The organism is Nocardia asiatica NBRC 100129, assembly GCF_000308415.1.
In the GTDB taxonomy this organism is placed as follows: Bacteria; Actinomycetota; Actinomycetes; order Mycobacteriales; family Mycobacteriaceae; genus Nocardia; species Nocardia asiatica.
The window spans coordinates 1-21678 of record NZ_BAFS01000278.1 but is presented as its reverse complement, the minus strand read 5'-3'; the positions used below and the strand labels follow the sequence as shown (position 1 = coordinate 21678).

21 protein-coding genes are annotated in these 21678 nt (G+C 68.8%); 7 read left to right on the top strand and 14 right to left on the bottom strand.

Going from position 1 to position 21678, the window contains the following annotated elements; translation table 11 throughout:
- Positions 1–18: 18 nt before the first annotated feature.
- The 3 genes from ON27_RS26885 to ON27_RS26875 form a co-directional block, all read right to left on the bottom strand.
- Complete coding sequence (locus ON27_RS26885; protein ID WP_043733829.1) at positions 19–867, bottom strand: helix-turn-helix transcriptional regulator; 849 nt, start codon at positions 865–867, stop codon at positions 19–21.
- Between the two features lie 191 nt (positions 868–1058).
- Positions 1059–1646 carry a GNAT family N-acetyltransferase gene (locus ON27_RS26880; protein ID WP_043733826.1) on the bottom strand — a complete coding sequence of 196 codons (588 nt, stop codon included), beginning with the start codon at positions 1644–1646 and terminating at the stop codon, positions 1059–1061.
- Positions 1643–2995: a helix-turn-helix domain-containing protein gene (locus ON27_RS26875; protein WP_043733822.1), complete on the bottom strand. Its 1353-nt coding sequence runs from the start codon at positions 2993–2995 to the stop codon at positions 1643–1645. Before ON27_RS26875 ends, ON27_RS26880 begins: the two co-directional genes overlap by 4 nt.
- A 629-nt stretch (positions 2996–3624) precedes the next feature.
- Here ON27_RS26875 and ON27_RS26865 point away from each other — a divergent pair.
- The 3 genes from ON27_RS26865 (at position 3625) to ON27_RS43170 (ending at position 6137) form a co-directional block, all read left to right on the top strand.
- Entirely contained in the window at positions 3625–3978 is a 354-nt protein-coding gene (locus ON27_RS26865) for a hypothetical protein (protein WP_043733817.1), read from the top strand.
- 575 nt (positions 3979–4553) lie between these two features.
- Positions 4554–5033, top strand: a complete 480-nt coding sequence (locus tag ON27_RS26855) for a hypothetical protein (protein WP_043733812.1) — start codon at positions 4554–4556, stop codon at positions 5031–5033.
- A 24-nt stretch (positions 5034–5057) separates the two neighbouring features.
- A complete protein-coding gene (locus ON27_RS43170) occupies positions 5058–6137 on the top strand; it encodes a hypothetical protein (protein WP_157227355.1) in 1080 nt (359 codons plus the stop codon).
- Between the two features lie 51 nt (positions 6138–6188).
- On the opposite strand, the gene ON27_RS26845 is transcribed toward ON27_RS43170, so the two are convergent.
- From ON27_RS26845 to ON27_RS26815, 7 genes are all read right to left on the bottom strand, one after another.
- Complete coding sequence (locus tag ON27_RS26845) at positions 6189–7424, bottom strand: cytochrome P450 family protein (protein WP_043733808.1); 1236 nt, start codon at positions 7422–7424, stop codon at positions 6189–6191.
- On the bottom strand, positions 7421–8692 hold the full coding sequence (locus tag ON27_RS26840) for a cytochrome P450 family protein (protein ID WP_043733805.1): 1272 nt from the start codon (positions 8690–8692) through the stop codon (positions 7421–7423). Before ON27_RS26840 ends, ON27_RS26845 begins: the two co-directional genes overlap by 4 nt.
- The gene (locus ON27_RS26835) at positions 8689–9333 is read right to left on the bottom strand and encodes a GTP-binding protein (protein ID WP_043733804.1); all 645 of its coding nucleotides are present in this window, start codon (positions 9331–9333) and stop codon (positions 8689–8691) included. Before ON27_RS26835 ends, ON27_RS26840 begins: the two co-directional genes overlap by 4 nt.
- Entirely contained in the window at positions 9314–9679 is a 366-nt protein-coding gene (locus tag ON27_RS26830; protein ID WP_043733802.1) for a DUF742 domain-containing protein, read from the bottom strand. The genes ON27_RS26835 and ON27_RS26830 overlap by 20 nt, the downstream gene beginning before the upstream one ends.
- Positions 9676–10092, bottom strand: a complete 417-nt coding sequence (locus tag ON27_RS26825; protein WP_043733800.1) for a roadblock/LC7 domain-containing protein — start codon at positions 10090–10092, stop codon at positions 9676–9678. Before ON27_RS26825 ends, ON27_RS26830 begins: the two co-directional genes overlap by 4 nt.
- Positions 10089–11489 (bottom strand): sensor histidine kinase, encoded by a 1401-nt coding sequence (locus ON27_RS26820; protein WP_245560177.1) that lies wholly within the window; start codon positions 11487–11489, stop codon positions 10089–10091. Before ON27_RS26820 ends, ON27_RS26825 begins: the two co-directional genes overlap by 4 nt.
- Before the next feature lie 447 nt (positions 11490–11936).
- Positions 11937–12353: a hypothetical protein gene (locus ON27_RS26815; protein ID WP_157227354.1), complete on the bottom strand. Its 417-nt coding sequence runs from the start codon at positions 12351–12353 to the stop codon at positions 11937–11939.
- A gap of 175 nt (positions 12354–12528) precedes the next feature.
- On the opposite strand from ON27_RS26815, the gene ON27_RS26810 reads away from it, so the two are divergent.
- Positions 12529–12936 carry a TIGR03668 family PPOX class F420-dependent oxidoreductase gene (locus tag ON27_RS26810; protein ID WP_043733866.1) on the top strand — a complete coding sequence of 136 codons (408 nt, stop codon included), beginning with the start codon at positions 12529–12531 and terminating at the stop codon, positions 12934–12936.
- A 95-nt stretch (positions 12937–13031) separates the two neighbouring features.
- The gene (locus ON27_RS26805) at positions 13032–13463 is read left to right on the top strand and encodes a nitroreductase family deazaflavin-dependent oxidoreductase (RefSeq protein WP_043733795.1); all 432 of its coding nucleotides are present in this window, start codon (positions 13032–13034) and stop codon (positions 13461–13463) included.
- Positions 13464–13500: 37 nt separating this feature from the next.
- Here the strand turns inward: ON27_RS26805 and ON27_RS26800 are convergent, their stop codons facing one another.
- The 4 genes from ON27_RS26800 to pruA form a co-directional block, all read right to left on the bottom strand.
- Positions 13501–14910, bottom strand: a complete 1410-nt coding sequence (locus ON27_RS26800) for an amidase (protein ID WP_043733792.1) — start codon at positions 14908–14910, stop codon at positions 13501–13503.
- Positions 14911–15018: 108 nt separating this feature from the next.
- Positions 15019–16458: an amino acid permease gene (locus ON27_RS26795; RefSeq protein ID WP_043733790.1), complete on the bottom strand. Its 1440-nt coding sequence runs from the start codon at positions 16456–16458 to the stop codon at positions 15019–15021.
- Positions 16459–16548: 90 nt separating this feature from the next.
- Entirely contained in the window at positions 16549–17508 is a 960-nt protein-coding gene (locus ON27_RS26790; RefSeq protein ID WP_043733788.1) for a proline dehydrogenase family protein, read from the bottom strand.
- On the bottom strand, positions 17508–19145 hold the full coding sequence (pruA, locus tag ON27_RS26785) for an L-glutamate gamma-semialdehyde dehydrogenase (RefSeq protein WP_043733785.1): 1638 nt from the start codon (positions 19143–19145) through the stop codon (positions 17508–17510). The genes ON27_RS26790 and pruA overlap by 1 nt, the downstream gene beginning before the upstream one ends.
- Before the next feature lie 126 nt (positions 19146–19271).
- Here pruA and ON27_RS26780 point away from each other — a divergent pair, with 126 nt between their 5' ends.
- Together ON27_RS26780 and ON27_RS26775 are read left to right on the top strand one after the other, a co-directional pair.
- Entirely contained in the window at positions 19272–20519 is a 1248-nt protein-coding gene (locus ON27_RS26780) for a PucR family transcriptional regulator (protein WP_043733781.1), read from the top strand.
- A 639-nt stretch (positions 20520–21158) separates the two neighbouring features.
- A partial coding sequence (locus ON27_RS26775) for a serine/threonine-protein kinase (RefSeq protein WP_157227353.1) occupies positions 21159–21678 on the top strand: 520 nt, incomplete at its 3' end.

Genomic DNA, 21678 nt, shown 5'->3' with positions numbered 1-21678 from the left:
GGCACCACCAGGCTACGGTCACGCCGGGGCGGCGAGCCTGATCCGCATCAGCCCGTCCACCCGCTGTGCGGTCTCGGTACCGGGTTGCGGGTTGTAGAGCACCAGGAACCAATCCGGGTGATCGGCCACCGCGAGGGTGGTCGTGTCGAACAGCAGATCGCCCGCTTCGGGGTGGCGCACGGCCTTGACGGCCTGGCCCGCGGCGTCCACATCATGGCGGGCCCACAACTCGGCGAATTCCGCGCTCACGGCCGTGAGTTCGCCGATCACCCGATCGAACTCTGGATCGCCGGGGTGGTGGGCCGCGTCGGCGCGGAAAGCGGCCACGACCGCGGGGGCGATCGCGCTCCACTCCGCGTGCATGCCTCGGTACCTGGCGTTGGTGAAGAACGAGATCAGGCAGTTGTGGTCGGCGTCGGTGAACCCGAAAACGGTGCGCGCGGTGTCGTTGACGCCAAGCAGGTTCCAGGACCGGTCGCGCAGCACGGCGGGCCGCGGCTCCCACGCGTCCAGCAACCGGCGCAGCTGCGGTGTGATCTCGGCGTCGCCTGTCGCCCCCGACGGCGGCGGGTTGAGACCGGCGAGCAGATACAGGTGGGTCCGCTCCGGGCCGGACAGGCGCAGCGCCGCGCCGATCGCGTCGAGCACCTCCGCCGACACGGTGATGTCACGTCCCTGCTCCAGCCACGTGTACCAGGACACGCCCACCCCGGCGAGCATGGCGACTTCCTCTCGCCGCAAGCCGGGCGTGCGCCGCCGTCCCACCGCGGGCAGGCCGATGTCCTCCGGCGTGAGCCGGGCCCTACGGGTGCGGAGGAAGTCGCGGAGCTGGGCGCGCCGGTGCAGCGCCGAGGTTTCGCTGGCCATAGGCCACGGTAACAACCGGTGCGCCGGGTCGGCTTCCCGAGCCGCACCGGGAACGGTTCGCGGTCGTTGTGGATGCGCGCCGCGAGGTTGCGAGTTTCCTCGACCGGGACGATGAAGCTCAGGTCGGGGAAGCGATCACCGGGCGGGTAGCGCGATGTCCGCTTCCATGCGGGCAAATACCGCTATGCCGGTCAGTCCCGTGAAGTACTCCGCAACTCGCGAATGAGCACATCGAACTGGGGGGCGTCCGGCCAGGATGGGCGCAGCGATCCGACCTTCTTCCAGCCCCAGCGCCGATAGCGTTCATAGGCGCGCTCGTTGTCCGACTCTACGAGCAGTGTCGCTCGCTGCTCGGGTCGCGAGCTGAGCAATTCGTCATGCAGAGCGCGTGCGATGCCCTGACCAGCGTATTCGGCGCACACCATGATCTCGCTGAGCCCGAACGTGCGGGTGCCGTCCTCAGCGGTGAACTCCTCGAGGTCGCCGCTGTCGAGGTGCAACCCCGTCCACCATCGTGCGCGCGGGGGTAGTGGCCAGCCCCAGATCTGACCAGCGGGCTCACCGTTTACTCGCGCGAGCACATACGCGAATCCGTTGCCACGGGGATCGGTGTAGGAATCGAACCGTCGCATGAATTCCGAGGGCGAGTCGAAAGGGTCTCCGGAGGCGATGGCGTCGACATACGAACGGCGGTAGATTTCCTCGACAACCGCACGACGAGAACGAGTTTCGGCGGCACTGTAGTGCTCGAATTCCAGACCATCCGGCAATCCGGTCATGCTGTCGCTTTCCGAGTCAGGGAGTCGTACAGTTCGCGGAAATCCGCACCGGCGGGCAGTTGATCGACCGCTGTCCGCACCGGTTCGAGGCGGCGCAGTATGCGTGTCGACGCCATGGCGGACACGTTTACCAACGCCGGGAATCCATGCTCGAGTGCACCACCGATATCGCCGAGGCGAACCCTGGTCGCGGCCGACCATGCGCGGACGATCGTGGCGTTACGCATCCCTGCGGGTCGGTCGACGGCAGTCGCGTACAAGTCGACAGATCGGCGCAGGTCACCCAAATCGGCGTAGCCGCGAGCCTCGTGATCCGCGATCTCGGAATATGTCACGAATCGCAGCCACTGCGGAACTTCTTCCAGCGGCTCGAACTGCACAGCCTGGTCCAACTCACGCCATGCGGTCGCGATAGCGCGGCCGAACGCCGTGCGGTCACCGAGCAGGCCGTACGCCTGCGCTTCGCGAACGGCGATCAGCGCATGGATTCGACCTGGTGGCCGACCGCGCATCAGATCGCGGGCTCGATCAGCCAGTTGCAGCGCCTTGTAGGGGCTTCCGCCGCGAACGGCACGCGTCAGAGAACAAGATTGATTCGCCGCATACAGGCAAGTGTGTGCGACGAGGTCACTGTCGTTGGCCTCCGTGCCGAGTGCCATGGCGTCCGCGTAGCACCGGCGCGCAAGCCGGTGCCGGTCCCCGTCGTAGGCCAGCCACCCAGCGAGCACCGCGAGTTCTCCGGTCGCGCTGGTGAATGCGTTCCCGGTAACGGCGTCGAATGCACCGGTTTCCAGCCGATCCTTGGCGTGCGTCAGCTGGTTGATGGCAACGTCGACCAACTGCGCTCCGCCGGTGCGCTGATCCTGCTGATCGAGTGCGTCGACTCCAGCCAAAAGCCGTTGGACGTCACCCATGCCGATCCGGCCCCGGCTTTCGGGCAGAAAGACCGCTACTGTCCCGGCCGTAGCCAGCTTGCCGAACTCACGCCGTTTCACCTCGTCCTCGACTTCCCACGCAGCAGTCCCGAGATCATCCGTCCGCGGCGACTCGTCTGCGTCCGACACCACATCGCCGCTGAGTACAGAATGCCCGTCCTGGGCTGCGGGTGCGTTCGCCAGTGCGGCCCGGAACCGTTCGAGTTGGCCGGCGTCGAGCCGCCGAAGTTGCTCGTCCAGCGCCGCCGCGGACTTGCGTACGACCGGGCGATCGGCCCTTGTCTTCCGTTCCCATTTCTGGATGGTCTCGACGTTGAACCCGAGCGTCTCGGCAAGCTCCTCCTGCGTAATCCGCAGAGCGGCAATGCGCAAAGCTCGAATCTCGGTTCGCGTCCATTTGTCGATGACGATCATTGCCACCCACCCCTTGCCCGCGCCTGCGACGGTCCGTACGGGAAGAGTACAGCCTCCGTATGAGTGCCGTGCCTTCGAATACATACCGAGCAGGATCAGGCTGGAGGGGCCTCGCCGCCGGGTTGATCCGGTCGCCCGCATCGGCTCCCCGGCGGCGGGTGCATACCAGTGCATCGAGCAGGGGAGGCGATTGTGGATTCATCGAAACGCGTTGGGTACACGCCGTTGTCGTTGTGTCACTTCTACCGGTACGTGTGTGACCTGCCCGCCGAAGTCCACCCACCGCATCTAGGCCGCATTACGCTACGCGCGGGGCGGGTCTGTGGGTTGATGATGCCCGCGTTCATCGGCTCGGAGGTCAAAGCGTGGATGCATCGCGCGGGCCAGCCGTCCGGGCCGGTGCTGACGCATCCGCGTTCGCAGCGGTGGACGTTCTTGACCGGCCCGGATCTGCCGGACGATATTCGGTTGTTCGCGGAGATGTCGCGGTTGAACGTGTCGATCCTGCGCGCTGGAGAGATTGCGTTGCCCGGTCCCGCTCAGCGGCCCGGTTTGTTCCGGGCGTGGGTACATCCGCCTCGCGACGCCTATCGGCCGCCGGGGCGGCTCGTGGTCGAGGCGATTCGGGGATGCGCCGCTCAGCATGCGCGGCGACGGCGGGCCGGTCGGTGAGCGGTGATCAGGACGCCGTGCGCGCCGACGCCGAACTCGACGTCCTTACTGACGTGCTCGGCACTCTGGTGGCCGCCACCGCGGATGCGGTGCGGGACGGGATGAGCGACACCACTCGTGTGCGTGTGATGGCGATGGTGGTCTATGAACTGATCAGCAGCGCCCGCACCGCCGCCGGGCCGCACACCGGCCGCTTGTACGCCGCCCCGGTACTCGATCCGATCATCGAGAACATCCCCGCCGCCGACGACCTCACCCTTCTGGACCTGTTGATACCCGCGATCATCGGCCAGCACATCAACCGCACCTGAACCACCCAGACCGCCCCGCGCGAAAGCGCGTCCCCTCTTTGCACCACAGGGGAACGCGCCACATGCCGGGGCACCCAAAAGGGGGAAGGCGGCGCGGACGGGACTCCATCGGTGTGCCCAACCGAACTGGCCCGCCAGCCTTCCGCCGACCCGCTGAACTCAGTGCACCACAACAGCATCCACGCCAGGAAGAACCCTTCACGGAAGGCCCCCATGCAACCCGACCCAGCCGAACCGCACCCCTCCTTGCACGGCATAACTTCACCCTTGCCGGACGAACCCGACGTGCACCTGATCGTCCGAATGCGCGGCCACCACCTGCATTACGCAGCGTGCTTGACTGCGGCCCTGGTATTCGTGCAAGACGAAAGCATCCACCGCTGCACCGACGCCGTAGCCGTCGCCAGCGGCGCAACTGATCAGCTACCCCGGATGCCATGCGAGCGGCTGTATGTCGAGCGATGATGCGACACCCCGCCTCCGCACACCGCTTGCCCGGCGACACGTACCGACATGACACTGTAGTGCTCGAAACCGCGATACGAGACAGCTCGCATGAGGGGAAGGCTTCGCCAGTGGACGACGACCAAATGGGTTTTGATATCGAATTCGACGCCGCAACGGAGGCGTACCTGGACTGGGTTGCGCCTGAACGCATGGAATCGGCCATTCGGAAATTTTTGTCCGACACAGTTCCCGGAGTCGCCGCATACACGGATCCGTGGTGGAAACCGCCGTTGACGTTGCAAATCTTGGAAGCCGCACAGAGTCGCTTCCACGACCGCGCAGCATTTATTTCGCCGGAGAACCGGGAAGCCGCGGATGGGTTCATTCGATTTTTGGGTGAAGCTTGCGTGCGGCGGCATGCTGGGATGACATGGACGAACAGCCCGTACTCCGGTGCTCCTCTGTATTCCGATTTCGGACCCGCTGTGCACTTTTCTGAGAGTGGCCTCGGCTGTGAGCTGGTATCACTGGCGGAAGAGTTGTTCATGGAGAATTTCGGCCCCAAAGGGGTCGAATACAGTATTCGCATGGCCGGTAGACCTGCCTGATTAGACTGTAAGTGGGGGGCGGCAGTGCCCGATGAGTACGATGCCATCCGGCGACGATTGACCAACTATGAAAAGGGCCTGTACTTCGAACTCGGACGAGCGCAGATCCGGGGCGAGACTCGCGAACGCGGCTGGGTCCGTCAATTCGCGATAAGAATCGGAAAGAGTGTCCGCGTACTGGATTCCGCACGCACCCAGGGCAGGGGCGCAAACGGTGTCGAACGGAAATCGGGACGCGTCAACGAGCGAGAAACACTCAGGCAACTGAAGACTGAACGAGCGGCACTTCAGGCAGGAATACTTACCCAAAGCCGATGGGAGACTGTTTCTGGGGAAAAGGTGCCACGCTCCGTCCTCGAATACATGCGCGAAATAGCTCAGGAGTTCCCGGGCAGGTTTCAGCACGAAGTAGTATCGAGGTCGGATGCAGTTCGCGCAATGCAGATCGGACAGTCGCTGGTATCTCAACAATTGGAGCTGATCCGACCGTACGAACTGAATCGAGCCGACCGGGCGCGGGAACGATTGGCGAAGATCCGCCAGATCGTGCGGGCGCAAGAGCGGGCCGAGAAGTTTCGGCAGGTGCAGCAGTTCCGGGAAGCCGCTGCGCGTGGCCGGGCGGATGCCCCGCAGCAGGCCGAACGCGATCGACAGGCCCGAGAGGAGGCCGAGCGAGCCCGGCAAGCACGCCAGACGCCGGAGACCGAGCGGGCACGGATCGAACGGGAAGCCGCCGAACGGGTGGCGCGGGAATTCCCGGTGCCCGATCAGTACTCGCAGCGGGAGGCCGCTGAGGCTGGGGAACAAGCGGCCGGAGAGACAGCCGACGCTGCCACCGTGGAGCGTGAGGCAGCCGAAGCGCGCGCGGCAGCCCAAAAGGAACGTGAGACGGCTTTGCGGGACCTGGACAAGGCGCGGGACGCAGCGTTCAGGGAGTTGGACGAAAAGGGGCGTCTGTCGGAGGTGGAAAGACTGGTGTGGTTGGGGCAGGCACAACACCCGCAGGCGGCGGTCAGGCAGGCGCCTGGTCATGCCCCAGGGATCGTGCGAGGCGGCACCGGACAAGGACGGGACCGTTCACGCGAAATATCCCGCGAGCAATAGTCGTCCGCGCTCGAACGCACACAGGACCGTGGTGACGACCGGCGCTCCGGTTCAGCTCCCGATATACACCGGGAACGATTCGAGGTCGTTCTGGGTGAGCACGGGAAGGTTGCGGATTTCTTCGACCGGCACCGCGAAGCGCAGGTCGGGGAAGCGGTCGAAGAGGGCGGGCAGCGCGATGCCCGCTTCCAGCCGGGCCAGGGCCGCACCCGGGCAGATGTGCGGGCCGTATCCGAAGGCCAAGTGCCGGTTGGCCGTCGGGCGGGAGACGTCGAAATCGTCGGCGTCCGGTCCGTGCACGGCGAAATCTCGCCCGATCGCACGGTAGGAGAGCACCACTCCCTCGCCCTGCGCGATGACGGTGTCGCCGACGGTGATGTCCTCGGTGGCGAACCGCATCAGCAAATGGGTCACGGGGCTGTCCCAGCGCAGCGTTTCCTCCACGGCGGCTGCCCAGGTGAGATCGCCGGCGCGGACGGCGCTCAACTGGTCGGGGCGGCCCAGCAACGCGCGCACGGCGTTGAGGATGAGGCCGATCGTCGTTTCGTGCCCGGCGGCCACCAGCGCCTTCAGGTTGCCCACCACTTCTTCCTCGGTGAGCGGGTCGATGCCGTCCCCGCCGACGAGGAAGGCGCTGGTCAGGTCATCGGTGGGGTCGGCGGCCTTCTTGCGCACCAGTTCGGTGAAGTAGACGTGCAATTCGTCGATCACCCGTAGTCGCTCGTCCTGCGGCGTCAGCAGCGAGAAGAACGCCTTGTACCAGCCGAGCAGCGTCGGATGGTCGGCCCGGTCCACGCCCATCAGCTCACCGATGACCCGCATCGGCAGTGGGTAGGCGAACACCGTCTTCAGGTCGACCACCGCGCCGCCGCGTCCGGCCGCGGCGAGATCGTCGAGCAGTTCCGCGGTCATCCGCTCGATCGCCGGGCGCAGCGCGTCGAGCCTGCGCTTGGTCAGCGCCTGGGTGGTCTTGATCCGCAGTCTGCGATGCTCGGCGCCGTCGACGGTGAACATGGAACGGCCCGCGTCGATCATGCCGATCAGCGGCCACTGCCTGGTCACCGTACCGGACTGCCACAGCGACCAGGCGCCGATGTCCTTGACCAGCCGGGTGTCGACCAGCAACTGCCTGGCCAGCGCGTGCTGGGTGACGGTCCAGGCGGGCACGCCGAGCAGATCGATCCGGGTGAGCGGTCCGGCGGCGCGCAGCCGGCTGGTCTCCGCACCCAGATCGCCGACCATGGGATCGATGACAAGGGCTGCTGTGTGCGGGCATTCGGTGTTCACGGGGCACCTCCGACGGCGCGAACGGGTGTGAAGCGGACGGGCAGGGATGTCATGCCGCGCAGGAAGGCCGACGGTCGCCGGACCAGGTTCTGGGCGGGTACCGCCAGGTCGAGGTCGGGCAGCCGGTCGAGCAGCACCTCGATGCCGGTGCGCGCGATGACCTCGGCGATCTCCTGTGCGGGAAACGGGCAGCGGTGCTCGCCGTAGCTGAAGGCGAAGTGCGCGCTGTTGCCGGTGTGCGCCGGTTCGGCGCCGTCGGAGAGATGCTGGCGCACGTGCGGGTCGGCATTGGCCGCGGCCAAGCCGAGCAGCAGCATGTCCCCGGCGCGGATCACCTTGTCGCCCAGCCGGGTGTCGCGGGCCGCCCAGCGGCCGGCGAGGATCTGCGTCGGCGTGTCCTCCCACAGCACTTCGTTCATCGCCTGGCCCACGCTGTGGCGCCCGCCGCCGAGCGCGGCGGCGAACCGGTCGTCGGTGAGCATGAGCCGCACCGAGTTCCCGATCCAGTCGGCCGTGGGCAGGTACCCCGCGGCGGTGATCGCCATCAGGTCCAGGACGTATTCCTGGTCGGTGAACGTGCCGGGACGCGCCAGCATCCAGGACACCAGATCGGCGCCCCGGGCCGCCTTCTTGGTCGCGAGCAGATGCTGCATGTGCTCGGCGAACTGCTGATGCGCGGCCTGGGCGTCGGCGCCGCCGTCGGCGAGCGTCTTCATCGTCCACGCCAGCCGCGGCCCGTCCCCGTCCGGGAAACCGAGGATCCGCGCCAGCGCCAGCACCGGCAGCGGCTCGGCGAAATCGGCGACCAGTTCCGCTTCGCCCCGCCCGCAGAACGCGTCGATGAGGCGGTCGGCCAGGTCCTCGCAGGTGCGCCGCAGCTCGAACGTGTCGACCAGCTCCAGCGCGGGTTCCACCATCGCCACATGCCTGCGATGCTCGGCGCCCGCGGTGAAATAGATCGACGGCATCGGCTGCCCCACCATCGGCAGCAGCGGCCAGTCCGCCGGGATGTCCGGCCACTGGTTCCAGCGGGCGACATCGCGGGGGAACAATTCGGGATCGCTGGTCACCTGGTGCAATTCGCGATAGCCGATGACCAGCCACGCGGGGACGCCGCCGGGCAATTCGACGGCAACCACCGGGCCGTGCTCGCGGCGCATCTCGTGATAGAGCTGGTGCGGGTCGGTGTGAAAGCGCGGACCGCTCAGCGTGACCGGGGCGGCGTGGACGGGGCAGCCGTCGGTGGGGCTCGGGGCGGGCACGGTCATGACGCGGTCTCCGGAGTCGGCAGCAGGGGGCGCGGGGCCGCAGCGGGCGCGGCGATGGAGTAGAGATGCTCGACCAGGGCGATCAGAACGCCCTTGCCCGACTCGCGGGAGCGCGCGTCGCAATCGATCACCGGTACCTGCGGATCCAGGTCGAGCGCGTCGCGGACCTCGTCGGGGCGGTGGCCGCCGCCGAAATCGTTGGACGCGACGATGAACGGCGTCCGCTGGTGTTCCAGCCGGTCGACGGCGTACCAGGAATCGGCTATCCGGTGCGGGTCGACCAGCACGATGGCGCCGAGCGCACCGGTGAACAGCCGATCCCAGAGGAATCGGAACCGCTCCTGGCCCGGCGCGCCGAACAGATACAGCACGTGCTCGTCATCGATGGTGATGCGCCCGAAATCGAAGGCGACGGTCGTCGTCGATTTGCCGGGAGCGCCGCTCGGGTCGTCGATGCCCAGGCCCTCGTCGGTCATGATCGCCTCGGTGTCCAACGGCCGGATCTCGCTCACCGCGCGGACCAGCGTCGTCTTGCCGACGCCGAAACCACCGACGATGACGATCTTCAGTCCCCGGCTGGTCGCATGGTGCAGGGGCGCGTCCGCGCGGGCGGGGCGCGGATCAGAGTTTGCGAAGTCCAACGAGCACCTTCTCGAGCGTGGTGGTGTCGGGCAGGGAATGCCACGGCGCGCCGGGCGGACCGCTGTGCGGCGGACGGACGGTGATCTTGCCCGCGTGCAGCAGATCCGACAGCAGGATGGTCGCGATACTCACCGGAATCCGCAGCTCGGCGGCGATTTCGACGACGGCGGTCGGGGCGCGGCACAGGTCGAGGATCGCCACGTGCTCGGACTGCATGCCCGGTGCGGGCGCGCATTCGCTGACCACCAGGGTGACCAGGTCGAACGTGTCGGAGTCCGGCTTGCTCCGCCCCCCGGTCAGCGTGTAGAGCCGATCGGGGTCGTCGTCGCGGCCCGGCCTGGTCACGACACGCTCGCTCCCGGGAAGCGCGGCGCGGCCGCCAGGTGCTCGCCGAGCTGTTCCACCAGTTCCCGCATGTTGTGCCCGACCAGTCCGGCGTCCGCGTCCTCGGTGGCGACGACCGCGATGTGCGCGCCGAGCCCGGCCTCCACGATGAACAGGATGCCGCCGTAGAACTCGGTCATCGACTGACGCACCCCCGCCCGGCCGTCGCCGAATTCGACCGATGCCCCGTGCGAGAGGCTCTGGATGCCCGCGGCGATGGCGGCGAGCTGGTCGGCTCCGTCCACGGTGAGTTCGGGCGTGTGGCAGATCTTCAGTCCGTCGCTGGACAGCAGCAGCGCGTGCCTGGTGCGCGGGGTGCGGGTGAGCAGCTGTTCCAACAGCCAGCTCAGCTGCGCGGTCTCGGAAGTTGTCATCGTTCGTTCTCCACGGAGACGGAAGGGGCGGGGGAAGGGGTGACGGCACTGTCGGTCGCGCGCCCGGCCACCGCGCGCTGGAACGCGCCGAGCGAGTCGGGCCGCGCCGCGGGCGGCGTCGCGGCGGCCGGTTCTGGGGCGGCGAGCCCTTCGGGATGGACGGCGGCCAGCGTGCTGCCCCGGCGTCGCTTGGGCAGCGACGGTCCGGCGGCGGACGCGGGCGCCGCGCCGGAGCCCACCGGCTCGCGCACGGTGGGCGTCTGCTCCGGTGTCAGGGTGGCGCCCGCGTGCTGTCGCGCGACGGGCAGCGTGCCGGTGACCGTGGACGGCTGGGACCGCTCCGCCCGCGTGGTGAGATCGCGCGGGATCACCACGACCACGGCGGTGCCGCCGATGGCCGAAGGCCGGTAGGAGACGGTGAGACCGTGCTTGCGCGCGAGATTGCCCACCACGGCGAGGCCGAGCCGCGTTCCGGTCAGTGACGAGAGGTCGATTCCGGAACCGCGTGTGTCCGCTCCGGTGGCCGACACCGCCGCCTCGGCGCGGCGCAGCGCCGACTCGCTCATGACCAGACCGCTGTCCTCGATGGTGATGACGACGCCCGCCGGGACCTCGGCGGCGTAGACGTGCACCTCGGTGGTGGGCGGGGAGAAGTTGCAGGCATTGTCGATCAGCTCCGCCAGCGCGTGCATGACGCCTTCGGCGGCATGCCCGGAGATCGCGATATCGGCGATCGCCCGCAACCGCACCCGCTGGTACCCGGCCACGCGGCCCATCGCGCCGCGCAGGATCGATTCCATGGCAATCGGTTTGGCCCACCTGCGGCCGGATCGCGCGCCGCTGAGCACGGCGATGCTGTCGGCGAGCCGTCCGGCCTGGGCGGTGCGGTGATCCAGTTGCAGCAGGTCGGCGAGCACCGCGGGATCGCCGTGCCGGTGTTCCATCTCGCGCAGTTCCGCGAGCATGCCGGTGGTCATCGCCTGCATGCGGCCCGCGGCGCCCGCGAAAGCCGCCATCGCGGCGGTGCGACGGCTCTCGCTGTTCTTGGAACGCGCCGTGTGTTCGGTGACCGCCTCGTGCGCGGCGGTGACCTCGGCGTGCGCGCGGGCTGTGGCCAGCGCGCGGTCCTCCCGGGCCCGGTCGGCTTCGCGGCGGGCGTGCCGGGCCGCGCGGTGGAAGTGGACCGCCGTCGTCACCGCGGCGCACAGCGCGATCGCCGTGGCGGTGGCGCCCGCGGCGAGGGAGACCCGGAATTCGGCGGGTGCGTAGTACACCGCCGTGATCACGATGGCCGCGCTCGCGATAACGCAGGCCGACAATGTCGCGTAAGGCGGCTTCGAGCGCCGGACGACCGCTTCGCCGAGTTCACTCGCCGCCGGATTCAACAACTCTGCCAAGTTTCGTACTTCCGCACTCGCGCTCACCGCCGGGGAATCGACCTCCCTTTACCCCCTTCTGCGTGCACTTTCACCCCAAATACGCAGACCGACAAGCATTTTCGAAATCTCGCGGCCCGAGCATAGCGGCACGCGCGGTGTGGCGCCACTCGGGCGGATTACGGCGGTATGCGGCGAGGGCCGGAAATTCGTCCGGCCCGATGATGCTCGGATTGCGCTGGCGAGGTCCGAAAATGGCTATCCGGCAGCGGGGTCAGTGGAAAACTGCCGAATTCTCGATTGCCTGGAATTCACTATCCGTGGTCGCGCTGGTGCGGACAGCGGTATCGCCGACGGATATTTGCTTTTTCGATTATCGACGCGCCGACGCCGCGTCCGTCGGCGGTGTGGCCGGCCCGCCGGGTCTACCCGAGCCGGGGGCCGGAACCGAGCCGCTGTCGTGTTCGATCAGAGTTGTGCGGTCTGCTCGCACGGCGGCAGGCCGTCGGCCTGCCGGAGCACTTCGGCGACGGACTCCAGGTACAGCAGCGTGCGCAGCGATACGCCGTTCACGGCTTGCCCGAGCCGGCGCAGAGCCGAATTGTCCAGGTGCGCGATCACTTCGGCGTCGTCGGCCCGGTCGGGACCGGGGTCGAAGACGAAATAGTTGGGGTCGAGCCCGAACACATGGGCCAGCCCGGCCCGCGCCTGCTCCGGGAGCGTGGCGAGCTGCCCGCGCCGAACCTTCGCCAGGTGACCTGGTTCCAGGTCGTACCCGGCCGCGGTCACCCATGTCTCGACCGTATCGTCGGCGAGCGGGCGCCCGTGCGCGCGCTCCCACATCTCGAACGCTAGGTTCAGCCGGGCAGTGATATCGATGTCCACGACCGCCTCCACCTTCTGGGGACATAGCTTTTTGACGGGTCAAACATTCACTCGACCGTAGCGTGAGAGCAGTCGATCACCGTGATTTCACGGCAAATGTCCGGTTGCATAGGGGACGGAACGTACTCGATCCCCGATTCACGGGGATTATGGTCTCGAGGAGGCGGGTGTGCGACTGAGTTCCGAGGAAGCGCGCAAACGATTCGCGACCAGTTCGGTCGCGCGGTTGGCCACCGTTTCGGCGCGGCTGCGCCCGCATCTGGTGCCCATCGTGTTCGTTGTGGCCGGCGACGTCGTCTACACCAGCGTGGACGCGAAGCCCAAGACGACCACGGCGTTGCGCCGTCTGGACAACATCGCCGCGAATCCGGCGGTCGCCGTGCTCGCCGACCGCTACGGCGACGACTGGAGCCGGCTGTGGTGGGCGCGCGCCGACGGAACCGCCCGCATCGCCGACGGCGCCGAGGCACAGGCGGCGATCGGCCGATTGGTCGCGCGATACCCGCAGTACGAACGACAGCCGCCGCCGGGGCCGGTGATAGCCGTCGACGTGGCCCGCTGGTCGGGATGGTCCGCGAGCTGAGCCGGTCGCGCCGGTTCGGGTACAGTCCGATTCGTCGTCTCCCGCCGTGGGAGTCGCCCTGCCGGACCACCTGTCGAGTCGATCGTGAGGATCGCATGCCCTCGAATTTCGCGTTGAAGGCCATGAATACCGCGCACCGCGTCCTGCTGAAGGTCAGCTTCGGGAAGCTGGGCAACGATTTCGCGGGCATGCCGTCGCTCGAGCTCACGACCACCGGACGCAAATCCGGCCGTCCGCACGCGGTCATGCTCACCGCCCCGGTCGTGGACGGCGACACCTACGTCGTCGTCGCCTCCCGTGGCGGCGACCCGGTGCACCCGGCATGGTTCCTGAACCTGCGCGACAACCCGGACGTCTCCGTGTCGGTGCGCAGCGGTCCGAAGGTGCCCATGACGGCTCGGGTGGCCACGGCCGAGGAACGAGCCGAGCTGTGGCCTCGCGTCACCGCCGCGGCGAAGAACTACGCCGACTATCAGACGAAGACCACGCGCGAGATCCCGCTCGTCCTGCTGACTCCCAAGCAGTGAGACCGCCGCCGGGTGGCGGTCGGGCTCGGTAGCCCTTCTATCCGGTGGAGCGAAGCGCCGGACGGGGATGCGGACGCGCCTGCTCGAGCTGCGCGGCGATCGGCAGGATCGTCGTCTCGCCGTTCGTCGGGCCGACGAGCTGGACGGCCAGGGGAAGCCCGTCGTCGCCCACGCCGGCGGGCACCGACGCCGCGGGATGGCCGGTGACGTTCCAGATCGCGGTGTAGGCGACCATCGGAACGGAGGCGAGCTGAGCTCGCGCTGTGTTCGCCCCGTCGAGCACACCGAGTCGCGGCGGGCGGATCGCGATGGTGGGCGTCAGCAGCAGATCGCACTCGGTGAAGATCTTGTCGGCCTTGCGCCGCACCGCCTCCCCGCGCCGGATCGCCCATTCGACAACCGGCCCGCGCGCCCACGCGCCGAGCGCGACCGTCTGCCTGGTGCGGCGTTCGAGCAGCTCCGGATGGTCCACCTCGGCCAGTTCCGCGCGCACGCCCGCGAAGAACTGCGGGAAGAAGGCGTGGGTCGAATCCGGGTACTCCGGGTCGATCTCCGTGACCGTGTGGCCCAGCTCGGCGAGCAATATCGCGGTGTCGCGGACGGCGCGCACGTGCTGCGGGTCGAGTTTCACCAGCGGAATGGGAGATTTGGTGCTGTAGCCGATGCGCATCGGCCGCACCGGGCCGCGCGCCGCCGCCTCGAAGGAGAGGTCCGGGTCCGGCGCGCGGAATCGGTCGGTGCGGGTGGCGCCGCGGATGACGTCGTAGACGACGGCGGAGTCCAGCACGCCGCGGGTGAGCGGTCCGGCTACACCCAGCGCCCACCACAGGTGCTCGTTCGGCGCGATCGGCACGCGCCCTCGTTGCGGTTTGAGGCCGAACAACCCGCAGCACGCCGACGGAATCCGGATCGACCCGCCGCCGTCGCCGCCGAGGGCGGCGGGCACCAGACCGGCCGCCACCGCGGCGGCGGACCCGCCGCTGGAGCCGCCGGGGGAGCGGCTCGGGTCCCACGGGTTGCGGGCCATGCCGAAGGTGCTGGACTCGGTGAACGGCCACTGCCCGAATTCCGGCATCGCGGTCTTGCCGACGATGACCGCCCCGGCCGCGCGCAGCCTGCGCACCGCCTCGGCATCCACCACGGCGGGCGTCGCGTTCGCCCTGGTGCCGAAGCTGGTCACCACGCCGGCGACGTCGAATTCGTCCTTCACCGCGATCGGCACCCCGTGCAACGGGCCGACCGGGCCGCCCGCGGCGCGCGCCCGGTCGCGCTCGACCGCCTCGGCTTTGGCCTCCTCGCGCAGGACGCGGGTGAAGGCGCCGAGATCGGCGGCCGCATCGATCCCGTCGAGCGTCGCTTCGACGAGTTGCTCCGCGGACAGCGCGCCCTGCGCCAACAGCTCGCGCTGTTCGAGCACGCCCGAGGAGACGACCTCCTGGAGATCCATCCGCTACCGCTCCTTCCGGGCCGCCGGTGCCGACATGCTCGACCGTATGCAGTCGAGCGACCATTCCGCAATCACCGCCGTCGGCGAGCCCCGCCGGTCCGGCGGGGCTCACCCGGTCGCCGGGTGAGTCACGGCGCCGGGGCGCTCCAGCTTGGAGTGGGTGCGCGAGTACGCGAAGTAGACGATCAGGCCGACGACCAGCCAGCTCGCGAACCGCGCCCAGGTTTCCCACGGCAGCGACCAGATCAGGTACAGCGAGAACCCGATGCCGATCAGCGGCACGACCGGCATGAACGGCAGCCGGAACTCGCGCGGCTCCTCCGGACGGGTGCGCCGCAGCACGATCACCGCGACGGACACCACGATGAACGCCATCAGGATGCCGATATTCGTCAGCTCGGCGACCACCGTGATGTCCAGCAACCCGGCCATCAGCGCCGACCCGATGCCGACGATCCAGGTCACCCGGGTGGGCACCTTGCGGACCGGATGGGTCTTGGCGAACCACTCCGGCAGCAGCCCGTCGCGGCTCATGGCGAACCAGACCCGGGTGACGCCGAGCATGAAGGTGAGCACCACGGTGACGATGCCGACGATGGCGCCGACCGCGATGATGTTCGCGACGCCGGGCTGCCCGACCGACTCGAAGGCGGTGGAGAACCCGCTGGTCGGGCTGATCTCGGTGTACTTCTGCATGCCGGTCAGCACCAGCGTGGCCAATACGTAGAGCACCATGGCGATGGCCAGCGAATAGATGATCGCCTTCGGCAGGTGCTTCTTGCCCTCGGTGGACTCCTCGGCGGCGGTGCTCATCGCGTCGTAGCCGAAGACGGCGAAGAAGACCGTCGCCGCGCCCGTCCACACCGCTCCGGCGCCGAACGGGAAGTACGGGGTGTAATTCGAGCTGTCGATATGGAACACGCCGAGCACCACGATCAGCACCACCAAGGCGACCTTGATGCCGACGGCCACGGTTTCGAACCGGCCGACGCTGCGGATGCCGCGCGACAGCAGCCAGGCCGTGCCGAGGCAGAACAGGACGGCGAACACGTCGATCACGTGCCCTTCGCCGGTGCCCGAGGCGCCCATCATCCAATCGGGCAGCGTGATGTCGACCTGCTCCAGCAGGAATTTGAAGTATCCGGAGACGCCGATGGCGACCACCGCCGCGACCGCGATGTACTCCAGCAACAGATCCCACCCGATGAACCAGCCCGCGATCTCGCCGAGTGACACGTACCCGTAGGTGTAGGCGGACCCGGCCTTGGGGACCATCCCGGCGAATTCGGCGTAACACAGCGCGGCCGCGCCACTGGCCACACCGGCGATCAGGAACGAGATCAACACCGACGGCCCGGTGACGGAGTGCGCGACCGCGCCCGCCAGGGTGAAGATGCCCGCGCCGATGATGCCGCCGACGCCGATCGCGGTGAGCTGCCACAGGCCGAGCGACCGCGCCAGCTGTTCGTCGGCCGCAGCGGCCTCGTCCTCGACTTCGCCGAGCGGTTTCCGGCGCGTCATCTGGCTGCGTAACTGCGCGAAGGACATGCTGCATCCTCTCGTCCACTGCGGTGCACCTCAATACGACCACAGGGCCAGGGATCGATCAGCTGAAGAACATAATGTTCGCATCTCGGTTCAGCGGTCGCGGCCGAAGGAGCGCAGGAAGAACGCGATGTTGGCGGGACGCTCGGCCAGCCTGCGCATGAAGTAGCCGTACCACTCGTCGCCGTAGGGCAGGTAGACGCGCAGCGCGTGGCCCGCTCCGGCCAAGCGCCGCTGTTCGGCGTCGTGGATGCCGTGCAGCATCTGGAACTCGTAATCGCCCGTCTTGCGCCCGCTTTCGCCGACTCCGCGCAGCGCCGCATCGATCAGCGCCGGGTCGTGCGTGGCGATCATCGGGTAGCCCTTGCCCTCCATCAAGACCCGCAGGCACCGCAAATAGGACTCGTCCACCGCGGATCGGCTCTGATACGCCACCGACGCCGGTTCGCGATAGGCGCCCTTGCACAACCGGATCCGGGAACCAGGCCCGGCGAAGTACCGGCAGTCCTGCTCGGTGCGTTTGAGATATGCCTGCAAGACCGTGCCGAGCCACGGGAAATCCAGTCGCAGCTCGCGCACGATGGACAGCGTCGAATCGGTGGTGGTGTGGTCCTCGGCGTCCACGGTCACCCAGATCCCGGCGGCTTTCGCCGCGGTGCAGATCTCGTAGGCGTGCTCACGGGCGATGGCGTACCCGTTCTGCGGCAGCGACTGGCCCAGCGCCGACAGCTTGAGCGAAACCTCCAGTCGAGGCACCGGCGCCTCGGCCACGGCCCGCAATTCGCCCAGCGCCGACAGCAGCCGCAGGTAGTGTGCGACGGTTCCGCGAGCGCGGTCCAGATCGGTGGTGTCCTCGCCGAGATAGTCGACGCTCACGAAGCGGCCGGAGCCCAGCAGCGCCGAGGACACGGCTACCGCGTCGCGTTCGGTCTCGCCCGCGACGAAACGGTCGACCAGCTTCTTGGTGCTCGGCATGCGGGTGATCGCGCGCTCGATGCGCGGGGAACGCGACGCCGCCAGTACGGCGGGCCGCAGCAGTCCGGAGAAGGCCATCACGACTCCTGGTGCGGGTAGCGGTGGTCGGTCGCGGGGACGAAGGTTTCCTTGATCGTGCGAGCGGAGGTCCAGCGCAGCAGGTTCTGTGCCGAGCCTGCCTTGTCGTTGGTGCCGGAGGCACGCGACCCGCCGAACGGTTGCTGGCCGACGACCGCGCCGGTGGGTTTGTCGTTGACGTAGAAGTTGCCCGCCGCGAAGCGCAACCGCTCGACAGCGGCGCCGATCGCCGCGCGGTCCTCGGCGACGACCGCGCCGGTGAGGCCGTAAGGCGAGCCGCGGTCGATCAGGTCGAGCGTGGCCTCGAACGAACCGCAGGCCGAGTCGTCGTAGACGTGCACGGCCAGGATCGGTCCGAAGTACTCGGTGTGGAAAGCCTCGTCGGCGGGGTCGTCGCCGAGCAGGACGGTGGGCTCGACGAAATAGCCGACGCTGTCGTCGGCGTGACCGCCCGCGGCGACGGTCAGGCCGGGCGTCGCCTTGGCGCGCGCGAGGGCGTCGGTGTTCTTCGCGAAGGCGCGCCGGTCGATGAGCGCTCCGCCGAAGTGGCGGAAGTCGGAGACGTCGCCGTAGCTGAGCGCGGCCACCCGGTCGAGGAACTCCCGGCCCATCCGGTCCCACAGGGAACGCGGGAGGAAGGCGCGCGAGGCAGCCGAGCACTTCTGACCCTGGTAGTCGAACGCGCCGCGGATCAAGGCCGTGCTCAGCACCTCGGGATCGGCGGAGCTGTGCGCCACGACGAAGTCCTTGCCGCCGGTCTCGCCGACCAGGCGCGGGTAGGTGTCGTAGTGGTCCAGATTCGCCGCGACGGTGCGCCACAGACGCCGGAAGGTAGCCGTGGACCCGGTGAAGTGGATGCCGGCGAGCCGGTGGTCGGCCAGCGCCACCTCCGACACTCCGGGTCCGGCGCCGTGCACCATGTTGATCACGCCGGGCGGCAGGCCGGCGGCTTCCAGCAGCCGCATCGTCCAGTACGCCGCCACCGACTGGGTGAGCGCGGGCTTCCACACGACGGTGTTGCCCATCAACGCGGGCGCGGTGGGCAGGTTGCCCGCGATGGCGGAGAAGTTGAACGGCGTGATCGCGTAGACGAAGCCCTCGAGCGGACGGTAGTCCATCTGATTCCACACCCCCGGCGCCGAAATCGGCTGCTCCGCCAGAATCCGGCTCGCGAAGTGCACGTTGAACCGCCAGAAGTCGACGAGTTCGCACGGGGTGTCGATCTCGGCCTGGTAGGCCGTTTTGGATTGCCCCAGCATCGTTGCGGCGGCGATGGTTTCGCGCCACGGCCCGGACAGCAGGTCGGCGGCGCGCAGGAAGATCGCGGCGCGCTCGGCGAAGGGCAGCGCACGCCAGTCCGGCGCGGCGGCGGTCGCCGCCGCGATGGCGTCGCGGACCTCGCCCGGCCCGGCCGTGTTCAGCGTGCCGAGGACGGCGGCGTGCCGGTGCGGCTGCACCACCCGGACGCGCTCGCCGGAACCTTCCCGGTGCACGCCGCCGATGACGTGCGCCACGTCGGTCGGCGTCGCGGCGAGTTCGGCCAGCTTCACCCGCAGGCGTTCGCGTTCGGCGGTACCCGGCGCGAAACTGCCCACCGGTTCGTTGACCGGCGGGGGCGGGGCCACGAGGGCATCCATGAGACCTCCTGTCATTTCGGTGATTTTCCGGTAGAGGGAAGTCAACACCGGAAAACTGCCCGGAGAATGAGTCAGTCGGACAAAGATGGGACAGGTGCGTTGTCGAGTTGGCCGAAGGACGGGAACGTGGCCGGGGATGGTGAGCGAATCGGCGCGGACATCGATCTGTCCGAACTGGCGCAGCTGATCGCCCGCCACGCGGGCGGGATGGTGTCGATCGAGGATGCGCGATCGCACGTGCTCGCGTACTCGGCGTCCGACGAGAACGCCGACCCGCTGCGCGTGCGCTCGATCCTGGGCAGGGAGGGGCCGCGGGAGTATCTGGCCCTGTTGCGGCAGTGGGGCGTGTTCGATCGCCTGCGGGATACCGACGAGGTCGTCGACGTACCCGCGCACGACGAGCTGAACATCAAGCGCAGATTGGTGATCGGCGTCCGCCGTCCCGCGGACGGGGACGGTCGTACGCCACAGATGCTCGGCGCGATCTGGCTGCAACAGGGTGCGCGGCCGTTCGAACCGGACGCGGCCGAGATCCTGCGCGGCGCGGCGGCCATCGCGGGCCGCCTGATCTCCCGGAGTCTGGACGCGCCGACCACCGCGGCGCTGTTGATCCGGCGGCTGTTCGGCGCGGGTGGGCCCGCGATCGACGCGGCGGTGGTGGCGGACGCGCTGCACCTGCCGCCGGCCGGTCCGGCGGCGGTGATCGGGTTCGCGCTGGTGCCCGGCGGGCAGGCGTCCGCCATCGAGCCTGGCGCGCTGGGCAGCGTTCTGCGCCTGCATGCCAGCGCTTTTCGCGGTGACGCGGTGACCGCGACGCTCGGTGAGCGCGTGTACGTTCTGCTGCCCGGCTACCGATCCGCGCAAGCGTTGACGGCCTGGACCCGGCAGCTGCTCGAGCAGTTCGAGACGCAGCGCTCGCTGTGGTTGCGGGCGGCGATCGCTTGCCCGGTGCCCGATCCGGGCCGGGTGGCCGCGGCGCGCGCGGAGGTCGATCGGGTGCTGGACAGTACGGTCGCGGCCGCACCAGGGCAGCGGCTGACCACCCTCGCCGAGGCGCGGACGGCGGTGCTGCTCGGCGAGGTGCTCGACCTCGTCGGAACGCGGGCGGGACTGCGTGATCCCCGGCTGCGCGCGCTGTTCGACTACGACCGTAAGCATTCCGCGAGCCTGCGCGAGAGTGTCGAGACCTATCTGCGCGAACACGGCGACGTGCGCGCCGCCGCCGCGGCGCTGTGCGTGCATCCGAACACGCTGCGTTACCGGCTGCGCCGGGTCGAGGACATTCTCGGCATGCGCCTCGACGACCCGGCCGATCGCCTGCTGCTGGAGATCCAGCTCGCCCTGCACCGTCGCCTGCCCGCCCGTCCGGCGTAGGCGCGAGGTTGACGACGGTTCAGCCCGACCCGAAGGCTCGGTTCCACCGCCACCGCCACCGCCACCGCCACCGCCACCGCCACCGCCACCGCCACCGCCACCGCCACCGCCACCGCCACCGCCACCGCCACCGCCACCGCCACCGGGCGGCGCGCACTGCCCCCGATGCGAGCCGAGCGCTTGTCGCCCACCGATGCGAGTCGCTCAGCGCCTTTCGCCCACCGATGCGTGCCGCGCCCAGCGATCGACCCGAAAACGGGCCGCTGGCGTACCGCCGGATGGCCGCGGCGGCGCTGCGCGCAGACCACGGACGAGCCCTCGCGGTGATCACCACCCGCGCTACCCGCGGCAGGCGCACGCAGCGACAGCCACCGTGCAAATTCCGCCGACCTGCGCCGACGTGCCGAGCCGGTGCCCAACCGGCCCCCTGATCGATATCCCTGCCGAAGCGGTCGGCAGCGCTCTAGAGTTGAGCGCAGGAACCCGGGCCACGGCCCCGGGAAGGCGTTCGGCTCGGTCCGCGCCGGACACCCTCCGGGTCCCCGTCACGGAGGACGAGATGACCGCACGACGTCATACGCTCGAGGTGGGGTCGCGTTCGGGCCGTACCGCCTGGATCGCCTGATCGGTCGTGGCGGCATGGGGGAGGTGTTCGAGGCCTACGACACCGTCAAGGACCGCACCATCGCGCTGAAGGTGCTGCCCGAGCGATTGCACGACGACCCGGTGTTCCGGGAACGGTTCCGGCGCGAGTCGCACGTCGCGGCGCGGTTGCAGGAGCCGCACATCATCCCGATCCACGACTACGGCGAGATCGACGGCCGGCTCTTCATCGACATGCGGCTGGTCGGCGGCGCCAGCCTGCGCGCGGTGCTGAACGAGCAGGCGCCGCTGGACCCGCAGCGGACGATCGCGATCGTGCGGCAGGTCGCCGCGGCGCTGGACGCCGCGCACGCCGACGGCCTGGTGCACCGCGACATCAAGCCGGACAACATCCTGCTCACCTCCGACGGCTTCGCCTACCTGGTGGATTTCGGCATCGCGCAGTCGGCCACCGCCGAGAGTCTGACCGGCGACGGCTCGGCGATCGGATCGTTCCACTACATGGCGCCGGAGCGGTTCCATTCCCGCGCGGTCACCCCCGCCGCCGACGTCTACG